Raw genomic sequence first — 24,495 nt, 5'->3', positions numbered from 1 at the left:
GCCAGCAAGGTCGGATCAGCCGATGGCCCGATACTGATATCGAGTGCGCCGATGTGGGCTGGATATGGAGCCGAGCACCACGAGGTCACGACGTGTGGCGGTGTCGGGTTCGCATTCTCGAGCGCCGTGCGGGCGAGCGACTCGTCGCGAACCGGATCTACGGACTGGCCTGCCGACCTATGTCAACGTGGCCGTTGGGTCCGCGAGAACGTCGTCGGGCACTGGGGCTCCGAGAGTCAGTTCTTTCGTACGGTCGGCGCTCTGCATCGCGCATGCGAATTCGTCGTCGATGATCGTGCGGTCGATGGGGCTGTTCGGGCCAAAGCGGTCGACAAGGGCGTCTTTGACCGCCGTGATCGCCTCGGGGTTGAGCGTGGGAGCGGCCTCAGCCGCCACCGCACGTAGCAGGAAGACGCGACCCTCGATCGTCTCCGGAGCGATCGCCGACGCGGCGAGGTGTTCGACCAGGGCGAGGGCAAGCGGGCGCGGGTGGGCAAGAGATTGGGCAAGAGCCTCGGTCTTGCCCAACTGGACGAGTTCGCCCGGGTCCTTCGCTCCTGACCAGGTCGCTTGGCGTACAGGCCCCGCCTCCCGGGGCCCGAGCAGCGACCACAAGCGGGCGGCCGCGGCTTGTCCGGCGGCGTCGGCGTCGAAGGCGACAATCAGAGCGTCGAGGCTCCCGGCCTCGTGGGCGATGGCGGCGAGGTGGTTCGCGGTGACGGCCGTGCCGCAGGCGGCCAGTGGGACGAGGTCGTCGCGGCCGATGGCGTCGATGGCGGCGGCGTCCATGGGGCCTTCGACGAGGACGGGTGTGGCGCCGGCGGTCAGGCGATGCCGGGCCTCGGGAGTGAGTCCATAGAGCAGGCGGCTCTTGTCATAGGCAGCTGTGGCGGGGGTGTTGAGGTATTTCGGGGTGTCCGGCCGAACGGTGGTCTCGGCGGGGTTGGCTCGGGCGGTGAATCCGACGAGGTGCCCGGCGTCGTCGTAGACGGGTATGGGCAGGCGGTCGCGGAACCGGTCGATTAGCTTGCCCGTGCGTGCGCGGGTCGCGAGGCCGGCGTCGATGAGGTCCGTGTCGGTGAAGCCGGTGCCGCGCAGGTGGTCGATCGTCGTCGTCCACCCTGCGGGGGCGTGCGCGAGGGCGACAACGCCGCCGAGGCCACGGTGGGTCAGGTACGCGAGAACCCAGGATGACGGAGTGACGGCGCAGATCTGCCAGTAGTCCCAGGCGGCGGCGTTGGTTGCGGCGATCCGGTCGCTCGCGGCCCGGTCTGACGGGCGCCGTTCGCGAACGTCGTCGCGCCACGAGGGTGCCGTGGGGGAGTGGTCGGCGTCGTGCGGCCAGGTCTCGGGTTCCGAAGGCGGTACCACGACGTCGTCGATGAACCGTGCTCCCTGGGGTACATCGAGGTCATGGTCACCGGGGTCGAGCGCCTCGAAGTCGATGTCGGCGTAGGGGTCGGTCTCGATGGGCCGGGACAGGTCGGGTCCGGGGCGGGGGCCGCCGTCTCGCCAGTGGGCGAGGCGGTCGTGGGTCTGCTCGTAGTGCCGCAGCCGGCGTCGGTCGCCCACGGGTACGGGGCCGAGTGGTGTGGTTGCGGTGACCTGCCAGGTGTCGCGGTAGATCGCGACGGCGAGCATCGCCTGGCGCCATGCGTCGTGCAGTTCTCGTGCGGCGTCGGGGTCGGAGGCCGGCGGGGCGTCGAGCATCCAGGGTGGTGGGTCGTCGTCGAGCTGGCGGGCGAGGTCGGCGACGCGCGCGGAGATCAACGCTTCGCACTGGCGTGCGAGGTCGGCCAGTGGAGCGTCGTCGGTCTGGATTCTCACGACGAGGCCGTTGATGTAGGCGGGGTCGTCGGCGGCGATCGGGGCGGGGTCGACGAGTGCGCCTGCCAGCCGCCACTGCATGATCGCGGCCGGGTCGACGCGGCCCGCCGGTTCGCCGCCGGGTTCGAGTGGGGTTTCCTCAGTGCCCGCGTCCCACAGGTCGAGCGTCCCCTGGAACGCCGTGCGGGCACCGCGACTGGGTGGGATGCACAGCAGGCGCAGGGCACGTTCGGGGTTGACGGCGTGGGCGTGCCGGAAGGTGGACACGAGGGCGTCCCAGGCGGGGGAGGCGGTGAGAACGACCTCGGGATGGAGCCGGGCGAGGTCGGCGGCCAGGCGCGGTGCTACGGCGTGGGAGGCGAGGGCCTCGTGCTCGGCGACCAAGCGGCCGAGGTTTGTGTGAGCGGCGACTTCGGCGTCGCGTTGTTCGTGGGCGGTCTGTTCGGCGCCGACGGCGGCCAGCGCTCGGGCGAGGATCGACGCGCCGGTCGGTATCGCCAGGCGGGGGACGCCGTCGTCGCCGGTCTCGAAGGCTGAGCGGTTCTCGTGCGCGAGGTCCGCGGCGTCGGGCAGTCCGACCCACGCGGTGTTGCCTGTCCGGCCGCGGGTCATCGCGACGTAGAGCAGCTCGCGGGTCATGCGCGCGCCGTAGGGGACGAACAGGTGGGCTTCGTCGACCGTGATGCCCTGGGCGCGGTGGGCGGTCAGGGCATATCCGAGGTCGCAGTGGCGGGCGAGATAGCCGGGCGGGAGGGTGATACGCGCACCGGTGTCGACGCGTCGGCAGGTCGCCGAGCCGTGGTCGTCGATGGCGGTGATGTGCAGCAGGTCACCGTTGTGGATGGCGACACCGGCGTCGTCGCGCAAGGTGCGGTAGTCGTTGAGGCGGGCGTAGAGCAGGTCGCCGACCCCGGCGTCCTGCCCGGCTCGGAGCGTGACGATGTGGGTGGTGTCGACCTCGCCGGCCTGGCGGCGGTCGAGGGTGGTGCGCAGGTTCAGGTCGGCGACGTGGTCGTTGGTGGCGGCGACCAGGATGGCGGTGCGCCCGGCGCGTTGGACGGTGCGGACGGCGTCGTAGGCGGCGTCGAGCATGGAGGTGGATTCCCCGTCGTGGATGCGGCCGGCGTCTGAGTACGACGGCGGGCCGTCGCCGTCGGCGGGAAACAGGACGGTGGCGTCGCCGTCGCGCAGGCGCAGCGAGGCGGCGGCCTCCCAGGGGGCGTCGAACCGGAACAGGGAGGACAGGTGCGCGGCCTTACCCTGGCGGTCGAGCCAGCCGAGGATCCCTCCGGCGTCGATGGAGTCGAGCTGGGCGGGGTCGCCGACCAGAGCGACCTTCGCCCCCGCGGCTACGGCAAGGCGCCCGAGCGCGGCGAGGTCGTGCGTGGAGCACATCGAGGCTTCGTCGACGACGACGAGGGTGCCGGGCCGTAGCGTGAACGAGGCTTCCTCGGCATCCAGGGCGGCAAGGCCGCGAGCGGCGGCCGCGCGACGGCGCGGGTGGGCGGAGTTGAGCGCGGCGGTGAGGTCGTTGCGGCGTGCGGCGCGTCGGGCGCGCGCGTCGGGGGAGTGGCGGGCGAGCAGCATGGCCAGGGTGTGGGCGTCGATCCCGACCGCGGCCGACAGTTCATGGGCGGCGCGCGCAGACGGGGCGACGCCCATCACCGACCCGAGGCCGTGGGCGGCGGTCCAGACGTCACCGAGTGCGCGCATGGTCGTGGTCTTGCCCGAACCGGCCGGGCCGACCATCGCCGTCAGCGCGTGCGGGTCACCGGCCAGGTGCCGGACGGCGGCGAACTGGTCGCCGGCCAAGGTTTGTCCTTGCCAGGAGGCGAGCGCGGTCTCGATGTCGTCGGGTGGCACGTGGGCGCCGTCGCGGCCGGTGAGGGAAGCGAGGAACGCTTCGGCGTCGAGGACCTCTTGAGCGGTGAACAGTTGCAGGTTGGGGTTGTCGAACACCGTGTGGCCGCCGTAGGCCAGGTGAGGGTCGGTGGCGGCGCCCGCGGGGAGCTGATAGCGGTGCGGAGTGATCGGGACGCACAGGGCGATCGCGGCCTCGGTGATGTCGTCGATCACGGCACGGCGTCCGTCGGGGCGGAAGCGGACGAGGCGGGTGAGGCGTTCGACCTCGGCGCGGGCGTTGAACCGCGACCACGTCGCCCGACGGCGCGCGAGGGTGTCGTGGACGGCATGGGCGAGCACATTCCGGGTGGCGCCGTCGTTGTGATCCTCGAGCCAGGTCTCGACGTCCGCGTCGGTGACGCGGGCGAGTTGCTCGCGGTCGATGCCCGGGTTGTCGGTGAGGTGGTGCGCGATCGCCAGGCGGGCGAGCTGCTCGACGACGTCGCCGCGGATCCGCCGGGCGGCGGCGGGTGCGGGCTCGTGGCCGAGCACGCGAGCGATCAGGTCGCGGGCGTCGTGGCCGAGATGGCGCAGCTGGTCGCGCCATCGGCGCGTGAGCGCGGACAGCGGTGCCGCGATGGCCTCTTTTGGTTTGCGCGTCTCGCGCCAGGCCTGCGCGTCGAGGACCGCCTTCACCGGCGGGGGGACGGCGTTGAGGTCGGGGTGATCGGCCAGCCACTGGCGCTCGAGTGTGTCGCGGCGCTGACGTAGGGCGAACCGGCGTGTGGAGAACCGGTCGACGAGGTCGGGCGGGAACCCGGCGACGTCGGCCACGACCGAGCGGGCTGAGCGTGCATCGGGCCGGGCACGCTCGACGAACGACATGCCCAAGCGCTCATGGAGAAGGTCGAGCAACGCGTTCTCGTGCAGCTCGCTCATCGCGACCGCCGACCTGTACACGGTGCGCCCGTCGAGGGTGAGCCATTTGCCGTCGAACGAGCGGCGCACGCGGTTGGCGAACGCGACGTGCGTGTGCAGGTGCGGGTCGCCGTCGCGGGTCTCGAAGTGGTCGTACGCGATCGCGATCACCCCGCGCACGCTCGCCGCAGCGACGCCCGCGCGGCCCGAGCGGGTGGACGCGACCTCGGTCTCGAACCAGTCGAGCGTGCGGGCGATCGCGTCGCGGTGCGCGCTCATGATCGCCGCCTGCGTGTCGCGGTCGGCGACGCCCCAGATGACGCTCACCGACTTGGGGATGCTGAACGTCAGGTCGAACCCTGAGACCTGTTCGGGTGACTCCTGTGCGCGAGCCGCGTGGAGCTGACGGGGCGGAGTGCCCAACGGTGTCCCGGTCACCGGATGGGTGAACCGGGAGAACAACCGCTCGGCCTGCTCGCGGGTCGCCTCGTCGCCGATAGCAAGCCCCAGTCCGGGGACAGCGGAGCCGAGCCAGATGCCGGCGGGCGTGCCCGGATGCGTGTAGTACCCGACGGCGCCCGACGCGGCGGGCTTGGCGTCACGGTTGACGACGGACTTCAGCAGGTAGGCGACGCCCGCGACCGCGGTGATCTTCGTCAGGTTCATCGTCACCGCGATCACCCGCCCTCGGCGCGTGGTGTCGCGGCGGTGGCTCCGTCGTCGTCGGGGTGCTGGCGGTCGCCGGTGAGGCCGGAGAGCTCGGGTAGGTAGTGGCGCAAGAGCGTCTGGACGCGCTCATCGACAACGAGGGGATCGCCGTAGACGGCGGCCAGGTGCCACAGCCAGCGGGCCAGTTGCTGCGCGTTCTGCTCGTGCCCGACCGCGATCTCCTCGAGATCGGCGAGCTGGCGAGCGATCGCGGCCTCGCCCGCCTCGAGCTCACGGATGCGCTCGCTCGCATCCTGGCTGAGCGTCTCGAGTCTGGAGGCGAGCGCGCGGTCACGGCGGGCGGCAGCACGCTGGCGGGTGAGCGCGCGTGACCGCTTGGCGTACGCGGCCGACCGTTCACGGCGAGCGGCCAGCGCGCACCGGTCGGAGCAGTACCGACCACCGTGCCGTGCATGCTCGACGCTGACCGTGTCGCGGCAGGCCGGGCGCGCACACTCGCGCTCCTTCGGGACGTTCGGCGTCCACTCGGCACGCCCGCGCCGTCGGGCCTCATGGTTGCGCGTCGAGACCACACTTGCGCAGGTCGGCGAGCAGTACTTGGCGGTCGACCGGCGAGTAGCGGGGATCGGCGACCGGCAGGTCGGGTTGCTGCACAGCCGGGCAGTGCCGGGGGTCGTCTCCATGCCCCGCACATCGCGCTTGTCCGCCCAACCGGGCGGGCGATATCGGTCAGCCTGTCAGGGCGCCGATCTACACGGGTGCAAGAGGCGCGTCACGAGTTTTGGTGACGTCGTCCACAGAGGGTCGAACCGGCGGGTGGGACTCTGGTTCTTGTCGCGACGGGAACGATCGGAGATTCCGTCAAGGCCTCCTTGGAGAGGTCGCTCGATGCTCAGGAGCCGAGGTGGCTGACGTGGCCGACAGAGACAACAGCATGGTTGTGAAAGTAGGCGTCCTCGCTCAGCGTCGTGATGCTGCCCGAAGGCGCCGGAAACGCGACATGACCGCTGGCTGGACCGGCATGTCGATCCAGCCAGCGACGACGAGACTTGCCGCGAAGCCGTGCGTCATGACCACGAGCTCGTCGACATCGAGCATGAGCAGGTCCGTCATCGCTTCGTCGACGCGTCGAGCCACGTCCAGCCGGGTCTCGGAGCCTACCGGGCCGCCGTGATGACGGAGGCGGCCGCCGACGGCGGGCGGTGGTACGAACCGCGCGTCGAGTTACGAATGCAGTCGTCCACCTGCATCTCCGTACGACATCTCATCGACTCGCCGCCTGTGGGTCGAGTCAGTGTTCCACCAGGAATGTCAGTGGTCGCCCCTAGAGTCGAAGGCACCCCGAAGAGAGACCCATAGGAGCACCCGTGCAACTGACCAGCTTCCGCGTCCGCAAGTTTCGGAACATCATTGACAGCGGCGAGATCAAGGTCGATGGGAGTGTCACCTGCCTAGTCGGCATGAACGAGTCGGGCAAGACTGCAGTGCTCTCCGCGCTGCACCGGCTGAACCCGGTCGGCGACGCCTCATTCGATGAGCAGCGCGACTACCCGCGATGGCTTCTCTCGCGGGACCGCCGCGAGGGGACCATCGGCGACGTTGTGCCGATCGAGGCGTCGTTCGCGCTGGACGCCGCCGACGTCGCCGTGCTCGAAGACGCGCTGGGGCCGGACGTCATGACAGGTTCCGACATCACTATCTCTCGTCGCTACAACGCCGACAACCGCCAGTGGAGTGTTCCACGCGATTCTCGTCGCGCGGTGGAGAACCTCCTGGACCGGGCCGACATCCGGAAGAAGACCCTTGAGCGCTTCAAGGACGTCAAGGACATTAGCGAGCTCGAGGCCACGTGCGCAAAACTCGCCGGAGACGACACCGACGCTCAGTCGGAGAAGACAGCCGAGGAGGTCGCGAGCATCCGGGCCGAACTCGACGAGCTCGATGGCGACACCGCCTTGCGCGCCATGATCAATCTGCTCCGCCCCCGGCTACCGAAGCTGTTTTACTTCTCCGACTACTCCCGCCTCGAGGGCCGCATCGACGTTGCTGCGCTTGCTGCTGCGGATGGGCAGATCGGGTCGTCCGCCGACCAGACCGCCCGGGCGCTCCTGCGGCTCGCCAGCACGACCCCTCAGACCCTGTCCGAGGATGACTACGAGGACCGGAAGGCCGAGCTCGAGGCCGTGGGTCACGAGCTGACCAGTCAGGTCTTCGAGTACTGGAAGCAGAACACGAACCTGAGGGTGCAGTTCGACATCGACCGCAAGATCGAGCGTGTCGCGCCGAACCGCGACCAAATCACGAAGACGTACCTGGACATCCGGGTGGAGGACACGCGCCACGCGTTCACCAACAACTTCGGTCAGCGCTCGTCCGGCTTCCGCTGGTTCTTCTCGTTCCTCGCCGCGTTCACTGAGTTTGAGGGCCGCAGCGAGCCGGTTGTCGTGCTACTTGACGAGCCCGGGCTGACACTGCACGCCCGCGCTCAGGGTGACCTGCTCCGCTTCATAAACGAGCGTCTCGCCGCCGCCGTGCAGGTCCTCTACACGACCCACAGCCCGTTCCTGGTCGAGACCGACAAGATCGACCGCGTCCGCATCGTAGAGGACGGCGGCCCCCAGACCGGCGCGACCGTCACCCAGGAGGCGCTGACTGTCGGCGACAGCAGCATCTTCCCGCTCCAGGCCGCACTCGGCTACGACATCGCCCAGCACCTGTTCATCGGTCAGACGAACCTCCTGGTGGAGGGTCCGAGCGACTTCGTCTTCCTAGACGCCGTGAGCAGACTGTTGAGGGACAGCAGGCGCACGGCGCTCGATGAGCGCTGGCGTGTGCTCCCGACCGGCGGAGCCGCGAACATCCCGGCCTTCGTGGCGCTGATGGGTCAGAGTCTCGACGTGACCGTTCTGATCGACTCGGGGACCGAGGGCGCCGAGAGGCTCGGGAGGGCCGTGGAAGCGGCCCGGCTGCAGCGCGACCGGATCGTCCAGATCAGCGAGATCACCGGCCGCAAGCACTCCGACATCGAGGACCTCTTCGAGGTTGACGAGTACCTCGCCCTCTTCAACAAGGCGTACGGAACATCGATCTCGGCCGGCGACCTCGGTCACGGCGACCGGGTCGTCAAGCGGCTGGCGGACGTGCACGGGGCGTACGACCACTACAAGCCCGCCGATGTGCTGCTAAGGAACCCTGATCACCTGGACGGACTCGGCGAGGAAACGCTGGCCCGGTTCGAGAAGCTCTTCGAGCGGATCAACGGCACCGACTCCTGAGCTGCGGGCGGGGGCTCGCATCGCACAACCAGTCCGTTGACCTGTGAAGACAGAACCGGCTCACGCACTTCTACTCGGCGTGAGACTCACACAGATTCGACAGCGCCCCCAGGTCAGACGGATGGCACAGCTCCGGGACTGCCGATAGCTAGGGCGATCGCTCCGGCAACAACTTGAGGTTGGCCCTGTTACTCCGGGCCCCTGTTCGGGGCATTCCCCCGGTGTACGCATGCGCCGGCTCCAGGGAGATCTCGATGGCCTCGACCGAACTACGAGAGCAGGTCCACGCGCTGCTCGCCGCCGGTTTCAAACAGCGGCAGATCGCCGCCTACTTGGGGATCGGTCAGGCGACCGTCTCGGATCACAAGCGCGCGTTGGTCGCGGCCGGGCGCCTGCCGGCCAGACCGTCTGTCGGGGCCCGTGGCACCGGCCGCGCAGTCATTGACCTGGTCCCAGCAGATCCGACGTCCAGACGGTTGAGGATCGAAGTCCTCCTCGAGCACGCCGAGCTCAAGGCGTCGACGGTGCGCTCCGCGGCGCGCACCTTCGCCGAGCACATCATCGGCGCCGACGAGTGGGTCACAAACGGCGCCTTCCGGGAGCAGGTGCGTGGCATCGCGGCGGATGCCGTGGTTGAAGCCATCGCCGACCTCGAGCGGATCGCCGTCGACCTCGGCCTTCGAACCGCGGGACTGGCGCGGTGAGCGGGCGCCGGCCCCTGGCGGGGGCGTTGTGGCCGGGCGTGCTGCTGTGCACGGTCGCGGCGGTCATGGCGTTCACGCTGTCGTTCAACGCGCTGCGCGCGGTTGGCATCGCCTCGGGCATCACCCCGCGGCTGGCGTGGATGTTCCCGCTGACGATCGACACGGTCATCCTGTTCGGCACGTGGGCGGCGTTCCGGTTCCGCGCCCGTGGTGCGGCCGGCACCTGGTACGCCTGGGTCCTGCTGATCGTGTTCGCAGCCGCCTCGTGGACCGGCAACTTTCTGCACGCCGAGCCCGTCCCTGTCGGGCACATGGAGCTCTCCCGGCTGGTCGCATCGCTGTTCTCCTCGGTGCCGTCGCTGTCGCTGCTGCTGACCACTCACATGCTCGTCCTGATCGCGGTACGGCGCGGCGAAGAACGCGAGCACGTTCCCGCCGCCGAACCGGTTGCGGTCGCCGTCTCCGCGCGAGCCAACGAGCCGGACGTTCCTGCGCGGGCGCAGATCGCCGCAGCCGAGAATAGCGACACGTTCTCGGGCGCCCTCGTCGCGCCGGTCGCGGAACCGTCGGACACCGACGTCGAGCAGACCGCCGAGAGGACTGACGACTTCGCCGCGTGGGTGGCCGCCCAGGAACAGGCTGGAGTTCGCCCGACTGGACGGATGGCCGTCGAGGCGGGATTCGCGGGCTCCGAGGCGACCGGGCGGCGATGGCTACGAAACCTGCGCTTGCAGATGGCACACCGTCAGGAGGCTGAGACATGGCGACGCTGACCCCAGCCCCGGCGACCGACGCGGCGGCTTCGCTGTGCGACGACGACGAGATCGGCGTCCGCGTGCTCGGCCTGGCTGACAGCGTCGAGGGCTACGTGCACCGGCGCCTTCGCACCGCCGGAACCACCGCCGTCATGCGCGATGAGCTCGGTGACGTCGCCAGTGCCACGAGCGAGGTGGTCGGCGACGTCGTCGAGATCCTGTGGACCAAGCGCGACCAGTGGACCGTCCTGTGCGACGAGGACCAGCGGCGCTGGACGTTCGCCGTCGCGCGCAACGTCGTCGCCCGGCGCGTGAAGAAGGCCTACGCGACCCACGTGCACAGGAGCGAGCTCGTCCCGCTCGTGGACGGCACCGGCGAACCCACCGTGGCCGATCCGCGACTGGCGGCACTCGCCGAGCTGCGGCTACTTGTCGAGTCCCGCCTCGGAGATACCGCGTGGGCGAAGATCGCTGCAGTCATCGGTCGCAACCACTCACCGCGCCTGCGCGCCGACGTCGCCGCCGCGCTGCAGGCAGTGGCCGCAGGGCGTGTGCCGTCGACTCGAGCCATCGTGCGTCGATGCCGCGTCGACTGGCGGCCCTGGGCCCTGGCACGCCTCGAAGCAGGCCAGTCGCTGCGCCCAACCGATGCGGTCGAAATCGGCCTGTTCGCGACCCTCGTCGAGGCGACGTCGACCCTGACGGGGTGGTGGGTCGAGCAACGTGTCGCGTTCGGTCAGCCCATCGACGCCGCCGGCCTCGTCGCTTCCGGCCTGGTCGACCACCTCGGCCGAACAGGGCGGGCCCGTCGTGATGCTGCGTCCGATCTGCTCGTGTGGATCTCGACGACGGTCACTCGTGCTGCGGCCGCGGCATGAGGTGAGGACGTCTGGTGTCCGGGCAGCGGGACTCCCGATCCGCCTTGATCCCGCGCGCCGCGCCGACGGCGGCCGTGATCCGTCCGAGCTGGGTGCGCTTCTCTACTCTCGACTCATGCCAACCAGCGAGGCCAACTCCAAGCTCTACGCGATCATGACCAGCGCGGCGCAGCGGGTCCTGGCGCTGTCGAGCGACCCGTACGAGGTCGGCATCGAAACAATGGCTGAGATCGCCGGCGAAGCCATCACCGATGCCGATATGGGCGGGCAGGCGTACTGCGTGTGGGCCGAGCTCACCGACATCGCCGATCATCCGCGCATCAACAACTCTGCGCTATGCGAGGAACGGTCGAGGGAGGCCGCCATCGAGTGGCTCCAGGTGGACGTCGCCAACCCCAAGGAAATCGAGCGCTACTTCAAACGATGGGACGATCCGCTCAAGCCCAAGGACGTGCCTACCGACCCCGCCTCATGAAGACGAGCCGCCTCACGACATCGCTAGGACAGGCGGCCAGCATCAGCGCGGCAGCGCCGAGAGCAGCCGCCAACGGTGGATTCCCCTCGCCAGAGGAATGTCGACCGCGGAGCAACACCGCACGGACACATCCGGGTCTGCCCGGGTACGTCGTCGGCCCATAGAGTTCAGGTTCGCCTGTTACTCCGTCGGCCCTCGGGAGGCATTCCCAGGTTGTGAGGGAAGCTCCCTCGCCGGCGCTGCTGGTGCCGACAACAACGCCCTTGGGGGAGAGATGTCGAGGAATGAGTCGATCACCGCCAGCCAGGTCGCCCCGCTGCTCTACCGGGTCGAGGAGGCTGCCGAGGTGCTGCGCGTCGGGCGGACCGTCGTCTACGAGCTGATCCGGTGCGGTGCACTGCGCACCGTCAAGGTCGGTACCCGCCGCCTCGTGCCCGTCGAGGCGGTGCGTGAGTACGTCGACAGCCTCTCGGACGGTGCAGCGTGACCGAGCAGTCGAAGAAGCCGCCGCGTCGCTCGCGGGGCGAAGGGGGCGTCTACTGGAACGAGAAGCGGCAACGCTGGGTCGCCACCCGGGTTGTCGCATACGACGACCGTGGCAAGGAGGTCCGCAAGACGGGCTACGGCAAGTCGCGCTCGGCGGCAATCGATGCTGTGCGTAGGCTCGTCCGCGCCTACGAGAACGGCGTCCCGCCGGGCGCCGAGAAACTCACCGTGCGCGACGCGGTCGACGACTGGCTCCGGTACGGCCAAGGTCAGGTCGATGAGAGCACGGTCAAGACGCGTGCCTACATGTCCGCGCACGTCGTAGACGGCCTTGGCGACGTGCTGCTCAGGAAACTGACGACCAAGCACGTCGAGGCGTTCCTGGCCGACCTGGCGAAGACACGTTCGACGCGCACGGTCGCTGACGTCAAGGCGCAGTTCAACAGCGCGATCAAGCGTGCCGTCGCGCGTGACCTCATCGAGCGGAACGTGGTCGAGTTCGCCGTGACCCCACGAGGGCGTGCTGGGCGGAAGTCGAAGTCCCTGACCGAGAAGCAGGCGCTGGACGTCCTTGAGCTGACCAAGGGGCACTGGATGTACCCGTACATCGTCGTGTCGATGCTCGTCGGCATCCGCACCGAGGAGATGCGCGCCCTGACGTGGAACCACGTCGACCTCGCCTCGAGCCCACCCTCGATCGAGGTTTGGCGCTCCGTGCGGGCATCCGGGGACACCAAGACCAAGAAGTCCCGGCGCACCCTCGCCCTCCCCGACGTCGCGGTCGAGGCTCTGCGCAGGCGTCGCCGTGAGCAGGAAGCGGACCGCGCCAGGGCCGGGTCCGACTGGGCCGAGACCGGCCACGTGTTCACGACGTCGGTCGGCACTCCGCTCGACGCCGCGAACGTGCGTCGCGCGTTCCGGTCCGCGCTCAAGTTCGTCCCCTCGGTGGATGCCAAGGAGTGGACGCCGCGCGAGCTGCGCCACTCCTTCGTCTCGCTGATGTCCGCCGGGGGAGCGGCCGTCGAGCAGATCGCACATGTCGTCGGGCACTCCGACACCTCGACCACAGAGCGCATCTACCGCCACGAGCTGCGCCCGGTGATCCACACCGGGGCGACGTTCATGAACGAGTTCGCCGGCATAGAGGTGGTCAACCCCGAGTGGCACATGGACCCGTTGTTCAAGACGCCGGGGAACGGCCAGGTGCGGCAGGCGGACGATGGCGGGTGACAGACGGAGCATCCGGGGCTGAGGGCTCGATCGTCGCGGACGATCGAGCCCTCGTTGCTTGGGAGGTGAGGATGCTCCAACTCGCGCCAGTGGTCCGCCGCAGACCGCCCAGACGCGCCGGAGTCCCGGGCCGTCATGAAGCAGTTGATGAAGCACCCCGGTTCCGTGGCGCTTAGGGCAAAGCGAAAGGCCCTCCGACGTCAGCGTTTCCGCTGGCCGGAGGGCCTTTCTGGTGGTCGGGGTGACAGGATTTGAACCTGCGACCTCTTCGTCCCGAACGAAGCGCGCTACCAAGCTGCGCCACACCCCGAGGGACTGCTCCTACGACGACGGGCTGTCACCCGCGTGCGGAAGCCTGCCCAGAATAGCCGACGATCGCCCCAGGACGAAAACGAGATCCCGTCACCGGGTGGTGAAGGTGAGCAAGGTCGCCTCGGGGCGGCATGCGAACCGCACGGGAGCGTACGGGGACGTGCCCGCGCCGGCGGAGACGTGCAGCCACGTGGACCCGGCACCGCCGGCCTCGTCGGGGCGCGGCCCGGGCCATCCGTGCAGGCCGGAGGCCCGGCGGCGGTCGACGTCGCAGTTCGTCACGAGTGCGCCGAATCCCGGCACGCGGAGCTGGCCGCCGTGCGTGTGCCCGGCCAGGACGACGTCGGCGCCGTCGGCGTGCATCCGGTCGAGGACGCGGCGGTACGGCGCGTGCGACACCCCCAGGTGCAGCACGCCGTCCTCGGTGGGCGCGGGCGGGGGGAAGTCGTCGTGGTCCAGGTGCGGGTCGTCCACCCCGACCAGGGACAGGGTGCGGCCGTCGGCGACGACGGCATCACGACGGTTCGTGAGGTCCTTCCAGCCCGCGGACCGCATCGCGTCCGCCAGCTCGCCGGCGGGCATCTCGGGCGGCCTCGTGGGCGCTACGCGGGCATCCGGCAGCAGGTAGCGGGCGGGGTTCTTCGGCACGGGGGAGTAGTAGTCGTTGGACCCCATGACGAAGGCGCCCGGCACGCGGAGCAGCGGCTCCAGCGCGTGCAGCGCGGGGCCGAGCGAGTCGACGTGCGCCAGGTTGTCGCCCGTGTCGACCACGAGGTGCGGGTCGAGCGCGGCCAGCGACCGGACCCAGGCGATCTTGCGCTCCTGAGCCGGGGTGAGGTGCAGGTCGGAGAGGTGCAGCACCCGCAGGTCGGCCTCGCCCGGGGGCAGCACGGGCACCGTGACGTGCCGCACCGTGAAGAGCTTGGTCTCCAGGTGGGCGTACGCGAGCCCGGCCGCTGCGACGGCGACCGCGCCGCCGATCAGACGCCCGGCACGGGCCCCCGCGCCGGTCAGTTGTCGCCCCACAGGCCGGCCAGCGAGCTCGTGCCGCCGTCGGCGTTCGTCGAGGCCGCGCTCGCGTCGTCGCGGCCCTTGCCGTCGCCGCCACCGTCACCGCCGTCCTGACCGTTGCCGCCGCCGTCGGTGCCACCGGTGTCACCACCGCCGGTGTCACCACCGCCGGTGTCACCGCCACCGGTGTCACCGCCACCGGTGTCACCGCCGCCGGTCTCGCCACCGCCGGTCTCGCCACCGCCGTCGCCGCTGTCGCTGTCACCGGAGTCGCCGTCACCGGAGTCCCCGGAGTCGTCGTCGCTGTTCTCCGGGGGAGCGGGCGGCGGCGGGGGAGCGCCGACCAGCGACTGGTCCGGCTCGCCGAAGTCCTTCACGGGAAGGTCGGCGACCGCCTTGTCCATGTACTCCTTCCACGCCGGGGCGGCGAGCGTGGAACCGTAGATGACGTCGTAGAACTGGCCGTTCACGACATTGCCCTCGGTGTGGTCCTCGTTGGGGTTGTCGGCGTTGCCGACCCACACCGACGTCGACAGGTTCGGCGTGAAGCCGGTGAACCACGTCTGCGCGGACAGCTGCGACGTGCCCGTCTTGCCGGCGACGGGCCGGCCGTCCGAGAGGCCGCCGTCGAGCCGCCAGGCCGTACCGCCCGGGCCGAACACCCGCTCCATCGCGTACACCACGGTGTTGGCGATGTTCTCCGGCAGGGCGTTCTTGTCGCACTTGGCCTTCGGGACGTCGTACTTCTCGCCGCCGGGGCCGGTCACGCCCGTGATTGCGACGGGCGAGCAGTACGTGCCGCCGCTGGCCAGCGTCGCGTACGCGGCCGCCTGGTACAGCGGCGTCGACTCCTGGGTGCCGATGATCATCGGCGCCTGGACGTCGATGTCCTCCTTGGTGGGCTTGTAGATGGTCTCCCTCTGCACGCCCGAGTTGGTGGGGCGGAAGCCCATGTTCCAGGCGGTGTTGCGCAGGTCGCACAGGTTGAGCTCGTAGCCCATCGACGCGTACGCCGTGTTGACCGACTTGTACGTGGCCTCGAGTGCGGAGATGTAACCGAAGGCCGCGCCCTCCGAGTTGCCGGGCGCCCAGGTGTCCGAGCCGAGCGACCCGACGCACGGGGTCTGGAAATTGGCGACGGGGCGACTCACCTCAGTGGCGTTCACCTGCTCGTAGAGTGTGTGGCCCTCGTTGAGCCACTCGGCGAGCACGAACGGCTTGAAGTTCGACCCGACCTGGAACCCCTTCGAGGCGCCGTGCAGAGGGCCCGCGGAGTAGTTGACGCTGGTGCTGCGCCCGTTCTTGTCGCCGAGGCCGGTGTACGGCACGTTCTGCGCCATCGCCTTGATCTCGCCGGTGCCCGGCTCCACGGAGACGAGGGCGGACTGCAGGCGGCTCGAGTCGTCCGGGTCGACGGCGTTCCTGACGGCCTTCGCGGCCGCCTTCTGCTTGTCCATGTCGAGGGTGGTGTGGATCTCCAGCCCGCCGCGGTACAGCAGGGACTGGCGCTCCCCACGGGTCTCCCCGAACACCTCGTTGTTGACGATCTCCTTGGTCACGTAGTCGCAGAAGAACGCGGCGTCGCCCGCGGCGCTGCAGCCGACCTGCACCGGCGTCACGTCCAGCGTCTTCTTGACGGGCGTCGACTTGGCCTTGTCGTACTCCTCGCCCGTGATGTACCCCTGCGCCCACATGTTGTGCAGCACCAGGTCGCGGCGGTCGCGTGCCTGCTTCGGGTTGACCGTCGGGTCGAAGCGGCTCGGGTTCTTGGTGATGCCCGCGATCGTCGCCGCCTCGACGATGTTCAGGTCCTTGGCGCTCTTGGAGAAGTAGTACTGCGACGCGGTCTCCACGCCGTACAGGTTCTGGGCGCCGAACTGCGCGACGTTGAGGTAGCCCTGGAGGATCTCCTCCTTGCTCATCTGCTTCTCGAGCGAGATCGCCATCTTCGCCTCGCGCAGCTTGCGGTCGATCGAGCTCTCCTTGGCCTCGATGAGACCGAACGGGTCGTCGTCGCGCACGGCCTGCTCGATCAGCACGTTCTTCACGTACTGCTGCGTGAGCGTCGAGGCGCCCTGCTGGTCGTGCCCCGCGAGGTTGTTCGCCAGGGCGCGGGTGATACCGCGGGTGTCGATGCCGCCGTGCTCCCAGAACCGCTCGTCCTCGATGGCGATCACGGCGTTCTGCATGTTCTCGGAGACGTCGTCGAGCGGGACCACGATGCGGTTCTGCGCGAAGAACGTGGCGAGGAGCTCGCCGTTGCTCGCGTAGACGCGGGACTGCTCCGAGAGCGGCCCCGGCTCGAGCTCGGCCGGCAGCTCGTCGTAGATCTCCACGGTGCTGTCGGCGGCAGCGTTCGCCCCGGCGACGAACGGGATCACCAGCCCGGCGGAGAGCACTCCGCCGGCCACCGCCGCGAGGACGAACGCGAGCAGCAGGGCCACGAGCTGTGTCGCCGGCATGGTGCGGGTGATGCGCCGGTGATCCTGGTTCGACATGCGTCCTAGGGTACGGGCTGGGCCTGAGCAGGCACGGCCGGGCACCCCGCCCGCCGTGTGGAGGTCCGGTGGACTCCTCGTCACCGCGTCGTGCGACGCCGGACCTCACCCGGCGTGGTTACGATCGGCCGCATGGCTACCACGTGGGAGTACGCGACCATCCCCCTGCTCATTCACAACACCAAGGCGATCCTCGACCAGTGGGGCGCCGACGGGTGGGAGCTCGTCCAGGTCGTCCCCGGCCCCGACAGCACCAACCTCGTCGCCTACCTCAAGCGTCCGTCGGGCGGCCAGTGATGTCGGCCACGTCCCCCGAGGCGCGCCTGGCCGAGCTGGGCATCGCTCTGCCCGACGTCGCGGCCCCGGTCGCCGCCTACCAGCCCGCCGTCCGCTCCGGCGACTACGTCTACACCGCCGGTCAGCTCCCGTTCGTCGACGGCGCCCTGCTCGCCACCGGCAAGGTGGGTGAGGGCGAGGGTCTCGTGGCCCCCGACGTCGCCGCCGGGCTGGCGCGCACCTGCGCGCTCAACGCCCTCGCCGCCGTCCGCTCGCTGACGGGCACGCTCGACGGCGTCCGCATCGTCAAGGTGACGGGCTTCGTCGCCAGCGACCCGACGTTCACGGGCCAGCCGGGTGTCCTCAACGGCGCCTCGACCGTGCTCGGCGACATCTTCGGCGACGCCGGCGTGCACGCGCGCAGCGCCGTGGGCGTCGCCGTCCTGCCCCTGGACGCCCCCGTCGAGGTGGAGCTGATCGCGGAGCTCGCTGTGTGAGCCCTCGGTCGCTTCTTGGGTTGCGGTCGCGGCTTCGGGTTGCGGTCGCGGGTGGGGACGAGGTCGTGCGCCCGGTCGCGTTCACGGGCCCTGGGGGCCCTCCACTTCGGGAAAGATACGACCGGGCACACGACCTCGTCCCCACCCGCTCCTGCACCGGTGTCGGTTGCGCCGGTGCCGGGCCGTCCACTCTCGCGAGGCGCCGCAGGGCCGTCAGCCGGCCACCTCGGGGTAGACCTCGACGTCGAACTTGAGGTAGGTCGGTTGACCGTTGGTCATCCCGACGCATCGCGGGCGCCCGGCCGGCGTGCGCCCCAATCGCGCGACCTCGTCGAGCGCGGCGTCGTCGCTGGGCCGGTGGCGCCCGCCGTCGGCGTAGGCCCGCACGACCCGCTGAGCTTCCGCCCGGTCCGTAGCTCGCAGCTCGATCCGAACCATCGGCATGGCGCCACCCTAGGCAGCTCGTCTCCGACCTCGACAGGCGTTTTCCCGCCCCCGCATCGGCGCGCGGAGCGGACGACGACGCGACACGACGGCCGGGCGGACGACGACGGCGAGAGGGGGCCGAGTGGACGACCACGGCGAGAGGGCGGTCGAGGCGACGACCACCGCGAGACGACGACGGAGCGCACGACAAGGACCTTTCAGGTCCGGCCGTATCTTTCCCGAAGTGGAGGGCGCCCAGCGCCCGTGAACGCGGCCGGACCTGAAAGGTCCTTGTCGTGCGCGGCCGCCACCGAGGTTGCGGCCAGAGGCCCGAGGTTGCGGCCGGAAGTGCTACCGAGCTCGGCGCTCCAGGCGGTCCAGGTCCAGGAGCACGACGGCGCGGCCCTCACGACGCACCCAGCCACGGGTGGCGAAGTCGGCCAGGGCCTTGTTCACGGTCTCGCGCGACGCGCCGACGAGCTGCGCGAGCTCCTCCTGCGTGAGGTCGTGGGCGACGCGGATGCCGTCGTCGTTGGGCTCGCCGAAGCGCGTCGACAGGTCGAGCAGCGCCTTCGCCACGCGACCGGGCACGTCGGAGAAGACGAGGTCCGCGAGGGTCTCGTTGGTGCGGCGCAGCCGGCGGGCCAGTGCGCTCAGGAGCGTCGTGGCGACGTTCGGGTGCGCGGCGATCCACTGCACGAGCGCCTGGTGGCGCAGCTCGTAGACCAGGGCGTCCGAGACGGACGAGGCCGACGCGGTGCGCGGGCCCGGGTCGAACAGCGAGAGCTCGCCGAACATCTCGCCGGGGCCGAGGATCGACAGCAGGTTCTCCCGGCCGTCGCTCGATCGACGGCCGAGCTTGATCTTGCCCTGCGCGATCACGTACAGCCGGTCGCCGGGCTCGCCCTCCCGGAAGAGGACGTCCCCACGGCTGAGCTCGACGGGGACCATGGACTCGAAGAGCGCCTTGGTCTCCTCGCTGTCCATGTCCGCGAAGAGAGGGGCGGAGAGCACGACGGTGTCGTCCACAGGAATCCTCACGTGGTTCGGGGGCGGCCGACCCTGTCGTGGGTGGTCGTCCACAGGTTGTCAAGGGATTGTGTTCCAGTTCTCAGTCTGCCTCACCGCACCAAATCACGTCGGGAACGGCGCGGCGCGGCACCCGACGAGTGACGGCGCCCGCGGCCTCGGGGCGACCGGCGGGCCGGTGTCGGAGGCTGTGGATACGCTGCCGAGGTGCCGACAACGACGACTGCGAACGGATCGTCCACCCCCGCCTCGACGCCGCCGGGCGGCGCCGTGACGCCGACGGGGGAGTCCCGCCTGGCGCTGGTGCGCCGGGCGCGGCGCATCGACCGAGAGCTCGCAGCAGCCTACCCGGACGCCCGGGCGGAGCTGGACTTCACGACGCCGTTGGAGCTGCTGGTCGCGACGGTCCTGTCGGCGCAGACGACGGACGTGCGGGTCAACGCGAGCACGCCGGCCATCTTCGCTCGCTACCCGGACGCGGCGGCGTACGCGGGGGCGGAGCCGGCGGAGATGGAGGAGCTGCTCAAGCCGCTGGGGTTCTTCCGGGCGAAGACGCGGGCGCTCATCGGGCTGGGGCAGGCGCTCGTGGAGCGGTTCGACGGCGAGGTCCCGGCGCGTCTCGACGACCTGGTGACGCTGCCGGGCGTGGGGCGCAAGACGGCGAACGTGGTGCTCGGCAACGCGTTCGGCGTCCCCGGGATCACGGTGGACACCCACTTCGGTCGCCTGGCCCGCCGGTTCGGGTGGACCGCGCAGGAAGACCCGGTGAAGGTGGAGCACGAGGTCGGCGACCTGTTCGCCAAGCGTGACTGGACGATGCTGAGCCACCACCTGGTGTGGCACGGGCGTCGCGTCTGCCACGCGCGCCGTCCCGCGTGCGGGGCGTGCCCCGTGGCGCGGTGGTGCCCGGCGTACGGGGCGGGGGAGACCGACCCGGACGCGGCGGCGAAGCTCGTCAAGCCGGGCCCCCGGGGCTGAGCCTGGCCGGGTCGGGAGGCTGAGCGGGCCGGGCCGGGAGTGTGGCCGCCGCCCGCGGGCTCAGCGCGGGTCGGTGGCGGCGAGCCAGTCGAGCAGGAGGCTGCTGACGGCGTCGGGGGCCTCCTCGGGCAGGTAGTGCCCGGCGCCGTCGAGGACCTCGAAGCGGTAGTGGCGGGCGAGCGCCCGGCCGTCGACGTCGGCCTGCTCGCGCCGCACGAAGCCGTCGGCGGAGCCGTGGAGCTGCAGGACGGGGACGTCGATCGGCTCGCGGACGGTGGTGAGGAACCGGCGCCCGTCGGGCCGTGGCGTGGAGCGCACGAGCCAGCGCAGGGTCTCCATCACCGTGTGGGCGGCGAACGGGATGCGCATCACGGTGCGGAACAGCTCGACGTCCTCGGGCGGCAGCGGGCGGGACGCCCCGAGCCGGAGGATGTGGGCGATGAGGTCGCCGTCGACGATCCGTCGTTCCGGCAGGGTGGGCAGCTGGTAGAGCGCGAGCTGGCGTCGTGCCGCGCGCGTCAGGAGGGCGGCCCCGGAGGTGTGCAGCCGGGCGGGGTGCGGCGCCGAGACGGCGGCGAGGCCGGCGGTGACGGTCGGCTGGAGGCGCGCCATCGCCCAGGCGACGACCCCGCCGGTGCCGTGGCCGACGACGACGGCGCGGTCGTGGCCGAGGGATCGCACCACCCCGGCGACGTCGCGGGTGGTGGTGGGGACGTCGTACCCCGAGGGCGGCTTGTCGGAGGCACCGACGCCACGCAGGTCCATCGCGGCGACGTGGTGCCCGGCCTCGGCGAGCGCCGTCAGCTGGTGGCGCCACGCCCACCAGAACTGCGGGAACCCGTGCAGGAGCAGCACCAGGGGTCGGGCGTCGTCCTTCGGGCGCTCCGGCCCGGCCGTGGCCACGTGGAAGCGCGAGCCGTTGGCGGCGACGAGGTCGTGGCGCCACGGCCCGTCCACGAGGGCGCTGGAGAAGTCGCTGGAGTCGGACATCGCGGTCACCCGCACGAACCTACCCGCGCCGGGGCCGGGAGGGGGCGCCAGGGCGCAGGTCTCACCCGGCCGGCGTCGCGGCCCGCGCCTCGCCGCCGTCCTGCCCGCTGCCGTCGGGCCCGCCGCCGTCCGTGGCGCCGCCGTCGTCCTCCTCGGTCCGGGACTCCTTGGGCGGGTCGAACCGGTAGCCGACGTTGCGCACGGTGCCGATGAGCTGCTCGTGCTCGGGGCCGAGCTTGGCGCGCAGCCGACGCACGTGCACGTCGACGGTGCGGGTGCCGCCGTAGTAGTCGTAGCCCCACACCTCCTGCAGCAGCTGGGCGCGGGTGAAGACGCGCCCGGGGTGCTGCACGAGGTACTTGATGAGCTCGAACTCCTTGTAGGTGAGGTCGATGGGCTGGCCCCGCAGGCGGGCGGTGTAGCCCCCGGCGTCGATGGTGAGCTCGCCGGCGGCGATCTCCTCGGGGCCGTCGTCGACGGGCCCGTGGGAGGACCGCTCGACGACGAGGCGGATGCGGGCCTCGACCTCGGCGGGGGAGGCGGTGACGAGCAGCAGGTCGTCGGCGCCCCACTCGTGGGTGACGACGGTCAGGCCGCCCTCGGTGAGGACGAGGACGAGGGGGACGGTGAGGCCGGTCGCGTGCAGCAGCCGGCAGGTGGTGCGGGCCGCGACCAGGTCGCGGCGGGCGTCGACGAGCACGACGTCGGAGTCGGGGGCGTCGACGAGGGCGGAGGGCTCCATCGGCAGCACCCGCACCCGGTGGCTGAGGAGGCCGAGCGCGGGCAGCACCTCGACCGACCCGTCCGTCGCGGGCGTGAGGATCAACAGCTCGGCCACCGGTACCTCCTCCCGTCCGTCGGGCGGGTCGCCCGACCGGTGTCCGACCGGTGTGTCGGACAACGTACCGCGGGTGCGGTGCGCGTCACACGCGGTCCGAGCGGCCTGTCGCACGGACTCTCACGGGCCGGTCACGTGTCGATCATGTACCGGCCCGGTGTCGTCCGCGTGCCCTCGCGTGTTCCCCGCAGTCTGCCCTGTGGAGTGTTACCGGCGTGTGAAGCGCTCGTTGCGGACACGTGAGTCGGTGGTGCTCCGCCCGCCCGGCGGGCGCCGGGCCCCGCACTCCCGGGCCACGGATGAGCCCGCGGGGTGCCGGTTCTGGGACACTCGGGGCGTGCCTGCGCCCACCCGTGTGACCACCCGCGCCGTCCTGACGTCCGTGCTCGCCGCCGCCGTGGCCGCAGCGGCGTACCTGGGGGAGGACGCCGTCGCCGCGGCGGCCGGGGTGCTGGTCCTGCTCCTCGCCGCGGGATGGGCGTCGCTGCTGCGGCTGCCCGCGCCCGGCGGCGCGACCGTCGTGGTGGGCCTCGCGGGGCTCGGCGGTGTCGCTGTCGCGTGGGCGACGCGCGGCGAGCCGGTGCTGCGGCACCTGCCGCTCGTGATCGCGATGGCGCTCGTGCTCGCGTTCGTCGCCGAGATGCTGCGGCGCGGCGGACGGCCGCGGCTCGTCGAGTCGGTCAGCGGCACGGTGTCGGGCTGCGTGGTGGCCGTGTCGTGCGCGGGGTGGGTCGCGGCGGGCCGCACCGAGGCGGGCGCGTCCCTCGTCATCACGGCGGCGGTGGGTCTCGCCGTCGCGTCGGCCGTGTCGGCGCTGCCGGTGGCGCGCGGCTGGGCCGGGTCGCTCGTGGGCGTCGCGGTGGGCGGCGGCGCCGCGGCGGGCGCGGCGACCGTGGCGCCGGGGATCGACGTCGTGAGCGGCGCTGTCGCCGGCGTGGTGGCGGGTCTGGTGGTCGCGGCGCTGCAGCTGCTGCTCGCGCGGCAGCCCGCCCTGGCGTCGCGGCGGGCGGTGCTCGCCGCCGTCACGGCCCCGGTCGCGGTGACGGGGATCCTGGTGTTCGTCGTGGGCCGGCTCGTCCTCGCCTGAACCGGCCTGAGACCGGGGGGCGCTCAGTCGCCCTGGCGGATCGCCTCGCCGGCCAGCTCGATGCGGACCCGCTTGGCGACGAGGACGCCGCCGGACTCGAGGGCGACGTTCCACACCAAGCCGTACTTCTCCCGCTCGAAGTCGGCGGAGGCGTTGAAGCCGAAGATGTCGTTGCCGAACGGGTCCCGGCCGGCGCCGCCGAACTCGGCGTCGAGCGCGATGGGGTGCGTGACGCCCCGGATGCTCAGCTCCCCGTGCAGGACGAACTTGGCGGAGGTCCTGGCGGCCTGACCGGCGTCACCGCTGCGGCCGGGGGTGCGCCCCTTGAGGCGGGCCCACGAGAAGATCGGGTCGGACTCGGCGCGCCACTCGATCCCGGTGCTGCGGAACTCGATCGTGGGGTGGTTCTCGACGTCGAGGAAGTCGGCGCTCTTGAGGTGGGCGTCCCGGTCGGGGTTGTGCGTCGTGACCGACGCGGTGTCGAGGGTCGCGGTGACCGACGACCGCAGCGGGTCGTCGGCGACGTGGATGGTGGCGCTCCCGGTCGCGAACTCGCCCCGCACGGGGCTGACCATCATGTGCATGGCCAGGAAGCCGAGGCGCTTGTGCCCCTCGTCGAGCTGGTAGGTCCCGGCGGCCGGGATCACGAGGTCGTTCCACGTCCTGGTGGGGGAGGTCAGGGAGGTCATGGGGGGTCTCCGGATCGTGGGGGCACGGTCGCCCGCCCGGGGTGGTGCGCCCGGCGTCGGTCGGCGGACGGTGGGGCCCACGGCGGCACGACCGGTGATTCAAACTTCAATCTACGACGCGGGCCCGGGGCTCCGCCGTGCCGTGGGTCACAGTCGCGCGGACGCGTCCCGCGTGCGCGCGACCGGGGCTCGAGGACCCGGCCTCAGTAGACGAGGGCCTGCGCGCCGGGACGCAGGATCTCCTCGGTGAACACGGCCGCGCCGGCGACCCGCACCCCGGGCAGCACGTCGCCTTCCGTGATCTCCCGCCGCGCGGCGCACTGCGTGCACAGTGTCACGGTGCCCGCCGCGAGGACGGCGTCGAGGAGGTCCGCGGCCGGGGCGGCGTGCTCGAGGGCGAGCTCGGCCGCGCGGCCCGGCACCGCGAACCACGCGGACTCACCGGTCAGCCACAGGCTCACCTCCGCCCCGGAGGCGACGGCGGCGGCCGCGACCGTCAGCGCCTGGTTGGCGGCCTCCGGCCGGTCCAGCCCCGATGTGGTCTTGATCACGAGGGATCGGGCGGCGGGTGCCGGGGCGGTGTGGCTCATGGCGGGCGACGTTACCCCGTCGCACGGCCCGCTCGCGCCGCGGTACTGGTCGTACCGCCGAACAGGCCGTTCCTGGGTGCCGAGCATGTGATCGGTCCCGGACTGCTGCCGCGTCCCCCGGAGCAACCACATGTTCGGCAGCGGGGGTGGGCGGCTGGGTAGGATCGCGGCATGTCCATCGAAGCACTCGAGGCCGTGTTCCTCAGCCTGCTGGT

At 71.2% G+C, this 24,495-nt stretch carries 22 protein-coding genes, 1 tRNA gene and 1 pseudogene; 11 read left to right on the top strand and 13 right to left on the bottom strand.

Going from position 1 to position 24,495, the window contains the following annotated elements; genetic code table 11:
* Nucleotides 1-177: 177 nt before the first annotated feature.
* From EYB28_RS18200 to EYB28_RS18190, 4 genes and pseudogenes are all read right to left on the bottom strand, one after another.
* Nucleotides 178-3,903: an AAA family ATPase gene (locus EYB28_RS18200; RefSeq protein WP_240930641.1), complete on the bottom strand. Its 3,726-nt coding sequence runs from the start codon at nucleotides 3,901-3,903 to the stop codon at nucleotides 178-180.
* A 405-nt stretch (nucleotides 3,904-4,308) separates the two neighbouring features.
* Nucleotides 4,309-5,253: pseudogene (gene mobF / locus EYB28_RS20650) on the bottom strand (MobF family relaxase); the annotation flags it as partial.
* 11 nt (nucleotides 5,254-5,264) lie between these two features.
* Nucleotides 5,265-5,939, bottom strand: a complete 675-nt coding sequence (locus EYB28_RS18195) for a hypothetical protein (RefSeq protein WP_166850850.1) — start codon at nucleotides 5,937-5,939, stop codon at nucleotides 5,265-5,267.
* A 277-nt stretch (nucleotides 5,940-6,216) separates the two neighbouring features.
* Nucleotides 6,217-6,369, bottom strand: coding sequence for a hypothetical protein (locus EYB28_RS18190; protein ID WP_240930638.1), 153 nt, complete (start codon nucleotides 6,367-6,369; stop codon nucleotides 6,217-6,219).
* 254 nt (nucleotides 6,370-6,623) lie between these two features.
* Here EYB28_RS18190 and EYB28_RS18185 point away from each other — a divergent pair, with 254 nt between their 5' ends.
* The 7 genes from EYB28_RS18185 to xerC all read left to right on the top strand — a co-directional run bounded on the left by EYB28_RS18185 (nucleotide 6,624) and on the right by xerC (nucleotide 13,059).
* A complete protein-coding gene (locus tag EYB28_RS18185; protein ID WP_166850844.1) occupies nucleotides 6,624-8,531 on the top strand; it encodes an AAA family ATPase in 1,908 nt (635 codons plus the stop codon).
* A gap of 254 nt (nucleotides 8,532-8,785) precedes the next feature.
* Nucleotides 8,786-9,235, top strand: a complete 450-nt coding sequence (locus EYB28_RS18180) for a hypothetical protein (protein ID WP_166850841.1) — start codon at nucleotides 8,786-8,788, stop codon at nucleotides 9,233-9,235.
* Nucleotides 9,236-9,273: 38 nt separating this feature from the next.
* A complete protein-coding gene (locus tag EYB28_RS18175; RefSeq protein ID WP_166850839.1) occupies nucleotides 9,274-10,008 on the top strand; it encodes a DUF2637 domain-containing protein in 735 nt (244 codons plus the stop codon).
* Nucleotides 9,996-10,868 carry a hypothetical protein gene (locus EYB28_RS18170; protein ID WP_166850837.1) on the top strand — a complete coding sequence of 291 codons (873 nt, stop codon included), beginning with the start codon at nucleotides 9,996-9,998 and terminating at the stop codon, nucleotides 10,866-10,868. The genes EYB28_RS18175 and EYB28_RS18170 overlap by 13 nt, the downstream gene beginning before the upstream one ends.
* 115 nt (nucleotides 10,869-10,983) lie before the next feature.
* Nucleotides 10,984-11,343 carry a hypothetical protein gene (locus tag EYB28_RS18165; RefSeq protein ID WP_166850835.1) on the top strand — a complete coding sequence of 120 codons (360 nt, stop codon included), beginning with the start codon at nucleotides 10,984-10,986 and terminating at the stop codon, nucleotides 11,341-11,343.
* A gap of 274 nt (nucleotides 11,344-11,617) precedes the next feature.
* Nucleotides 11,618-11,830 carry a helix-turn-helix domain-containing protein gene (locus EYB28_RS18160; protein WP_166850833.1) on the top strand — a complete coding sequence of 71 codons (213 nt, stop codon included), beginning with the start codon at nucleotides 11,618-11,620 and terminating at the stop codon, nucleotides 11,828-11,830.
* Nucleotides 11,827-13,059 carry a tyrosine recombinase XerC gene (xerC, locus tag EYB28_RS18155; RefSeq protein ID WP_166850830.1) on the top strand — a complete coding sequence of 411 codons (1,233 nt, stop codon included), beginning with the start codon at nucleotides 11,827-11,829 and terminating at the stop codon, nucleotides 13,057-13,059. Before EYB28_RS18160 ends, xerC begins: the two co-directional genes overlap by 4 nt.
* Before the next feature lie 233 nt (nucleotides 13,060-13,292).
* Here xerC and EYB28_RS18150 read toward each other — a convergent pair.
* The 3 genes from EYB28_RS18150 to EYB28_RS18140 all read right to left on the bottom strand — a co-directional run bounded on the left by EYB28_RS18150 (nucleotide 13,293) and on the right by EYB28_RS18140 (nucleotide 16,880).
* Nucleotides 13,293-13,369: transfer RNA gene (locus EYB28_RS18150), tRNA-Pro, on the bottom strand.
* A gap of 92 nt (nucleotides 13,370-13,461) precedes the next feature.
* The gene (locus tag EYB28_RS18145) at nucleotides 13,462-14,397 is read right to left on the bottom strand and encodes a metallophosphoesterase (protein ID WP_240930637.1); all 936 of its coding nucleotides are present in this window, start codon (nucleotides 14,395-14,397) and stop codon (nucleotides 13,462-13,464) included.
* On the bottom strand, nucleotides 14,382-16,880 hold the full coding sequence (locus EYB28_RS18140; RefSeq protein WP_166850828.1) for a transglycosylase domain-containing protein: 2,499 nt from the start codon (nucleotides 16,878-16,880) through the stop codon (nucleotides 14,382-14,384). The genes EYB28_RS18145 and EYB28_RS18140 overlap by 16 nt, the downstream gene beginning before the upstream one ends.
* A 132-nt stretch (nucleotides 16,881-17,012) precedes the next feature.
* Here EYB28_RS18140 and EYB28_RS18135 point away from each other — a divergent pair, with 132 nt between their 5' ends.
* Entirely contained in the window at nucleotides 17,013-17,177 is a 165-nt protein-coding gene (locus EYB28_RS18135) for a DUF4177 domain-containing protein (protein ID WP_139820690.1), read from the top strand.
* Nucleotides 17,177-17,653, top strand: coding sequence for a RidA family protein (locus tag EYB28_RS18130; RefSeq protein ID WP_166850826.1), 477 nt, complete (start codon nucleotides 17,177-17,179; stop codon nucleotides 17,651-17,653). The genes EYB28_RS18135 and EYB28_RS18130 overlap by 1 nt, the downstream gene beginning before the upstream one ends.
* 213 nt (nucleotides 17,654-17,866) lie before the next feature.
* Here the strand turns inward: EYB28_RS18130 and EYB28_RS18125 are convergent, their stop codons facing one another.
* Nucleotides 17,867-18,097 (bottom strand): hypothetical protein, encoded by a 231-nt coding sequence (locus EYB28_RS18125; RefSeq protein ID WP_166850824.1) that lies wholly within the window; start codon nucleotides 18,095-18,097, stop codon nucleotides 17,867-17,869.
* Nucleotides 18,098-18,430: 333 nt separating this feature from the next.
* Complete coding sequence (locus EYB28_RS18120; RefSeq protein WP_166850822.1) at nucleotides 18,431-19,108, bottom strand: Crp/Fnr family transcriptional regulator; 678 nt, start codon at nucleotides 19,106-19,108, stop codon at nucleotides 18,431-18,433.
* A gap of 270 nt (nucleotides 19,109-19,378) precedes the next feature.
* Between EYB28_RS18120 and nth the strand changes: the two genes are divergently transcribed.
* Nucleotides 19,379-20,086: an endonuclease III gene (gene nth / locus EYB28_RS18115; protein WP_240930767.1), complete on the top strand. Its 708-nt coding sequence runs from the start codon at nucleotides 19,379-19,381 to the stop codon at nucleotides 20,084-20,086.
* A 60-nt stretch (nucleotides 20,087-20,146) separates the two neighbouring features.
* Here the strand turns inward: nth and EYB28_RS18110 are convergent, their stop codons facing one another.
* Nucleotides 20,147-21,076, bottom strand: a complete 930-nt coding sequence (locus EYB28_RS18110) for an alpha/beta fold hydrolase (protein WP_166852751.1) — start codon at nucleotides 21,074-21,076, stop codon at nucleotides 20,147-20,149.
* A 61-nt stretch (nucleotides 21,077-21,137) separates the two neighbouring features.
* On the bottom strand, nucleotides 21,138-21,914 hold the full coding sequence (locus tag EYB28_RS18105; RefSeq protein WP_166850816.1) for a response regulator transcription factor: 777 nt from the start codon (nucleotides 21,912-21,914) through the stop codon (nucleotides 21,138-21,140).
* 337 nt (nucleotides 21,915-22,251) lie between these two features.
* On the opposite strand from EYB28_RS18105, the gene EYB28_RS18100 reads away from it, so the two are divergent.
* Nucleotides 22,252-23,001, top strand: coding sequence for a hypothetical protein (locus EYB28_RS18100; RefSeq protein ID WP_240930636.1), 750 nt, complete (start codon nucleotides 22,252-22,254; stop codon nucleotides 22,999-23,001).
* Nucleotides 23,002-23,024: 23 nt separating this feature from the next.
* Here the strand turns inward: EYB28_RS18100 and EYB28_RS18095 are convergent, their stop codons facing one another.
* Both EYB28_RS18095 and EYB28_RS18090 read right to left on the bottom strand, forming a co-directional pair.
* The gene (locus tag EYB28_RS18095; RefSeq protein WP_166850813.1) at nucleotides 23,025-23,690 is read right to left on the bottom strand and encodes a YceI family protein; all 666 of its coding nucleotides are present in this window, start codon (nucleotides 23,688-23,690) and stop codon (nucleotides 23,025-23,027) included.
* 203 nt (nucleotides 23,691-23,893) lie between these two features.
* A complete protein-coding gene (locus tag EYB28_RS18090) occupies nucleotides 23,894-24,280 on the bottom strand; it encodes a DsrE family protein (RefSeq protein ID WP_166850811.1) in 387 nt (128 codons plus the stop codon).
* Nucleotides 24,281-24,495 lie beyond the last annotated feature (215 nt).

The sequence above is a fragment of the Isoptericola sp. BMS4 genome (genome assembly GCF_011634835.1).
Taxonomy (GTDB): Bacteria; Actinomycetota; Actinomycetes; order Actinomycetales; family Cellulomonadaceae; genus Isoptericola.
Note: the sequence above shows the minus strand (reverse complement) of the source record. Positions and strands in the feature narration are given on the sequence as shown.

Excerpts from the sequence above, each read along its gene's own strand:
- EYB28_RS18140 (WP_166850828.1), bottom strand. The coding sequence starts at position 16,880 with ATGTCGAACCAGGATCACCGGCGCATCACCCGCACCATGCCGGCGACA.
- EYB28_RS18165 (WP_166850835.1), top strand. The coding sequence starts at position 10,984 with ATGCCAACCAGCGAGGCCAACTCCAAGCTCTACGCGATCATGACCAGC.
- EYB28_RS18125 (WP_166850824.1), bottom strand. The coding sequence starts at position 18,097 with ATGCCGATGGTTCGGATCGAGCTGCGAGCTACGGACCGGGCGGAAGCT.
- EYB28_RS18095 (WP_166850813.1), bottom strand. The coding sequence starts at position 23,690 with ATGACCTCCCTGACCTCCCCCACCAGGACGTGGAACGACCTCGTGATC.
- EYB28_RS18130 (WP_166850826.1), top strand. The coding sequence starts at position 17,177 with ATGTCGGCCACGTCCCCCGAGGCGCGCCTGGCCGAGCTGGGCATCGCT.
- EYB28_RS18190 (WP_240930638.1), bottom strand. The coding sequence starts at position 6,369 with ATGACGGACCTGCTCATGCTCGATGTCGACGAGCTCGTGGTCATGACG.
- EYB28_RS18170 (WP_166850837.1), top strand. The coding sequence starts at position 9,996 with ATGGCGACGCTGACCCCAGCCCCGGCGACCGACGCGGCGGCTTCGCTG.
- EYB28_RS18090 (WP_166850811.1), bottom strand. The coding sequence starts at position 24,280 with ATGAGCCACACCGCCCCGGCACCCGCCGCCCGATCCCTCGTGATCAAG.
- EYB28_RS18195 (WP_166850850.1), bottom strand. The coding sequence starts at position 5,939 with ATGGAGACGACCCCCGGCACTGCCCGGCTGTGCAGCAACCCGACCTGC.
- EYB28_RS18160 (WP_166850833.1), top strand. The coding sequence starts at position 11,618 with ATGTCGAGGAATGAGTCGATCACCGCCAGCCAGGTCGCCCCGCTGCTC.
- EYB28_RS18110 (WP_166852751.1), bottom strand. The coding sequence starts at position 21,076 with ATGTCCGACTCCAGCGACTTCTCCAGCGCCCTCGTGGACGGGCCGTGG.
- EYB28_RS18135 (WP_139820690.1), top strand. The coding sequence starts at position 17,013 with ATGGCTACCACGTGGGAGTACGCGACCATCCCCCTGCTCATTCACAAC.
- EYB28_RS18180 (WP_166850841.1), top strand. The coding sequence starts at position 8,786 with ATGGCCTCGACCGAACTACGAGAGCAGGTCCACGCGCTGCTCGCCGCC.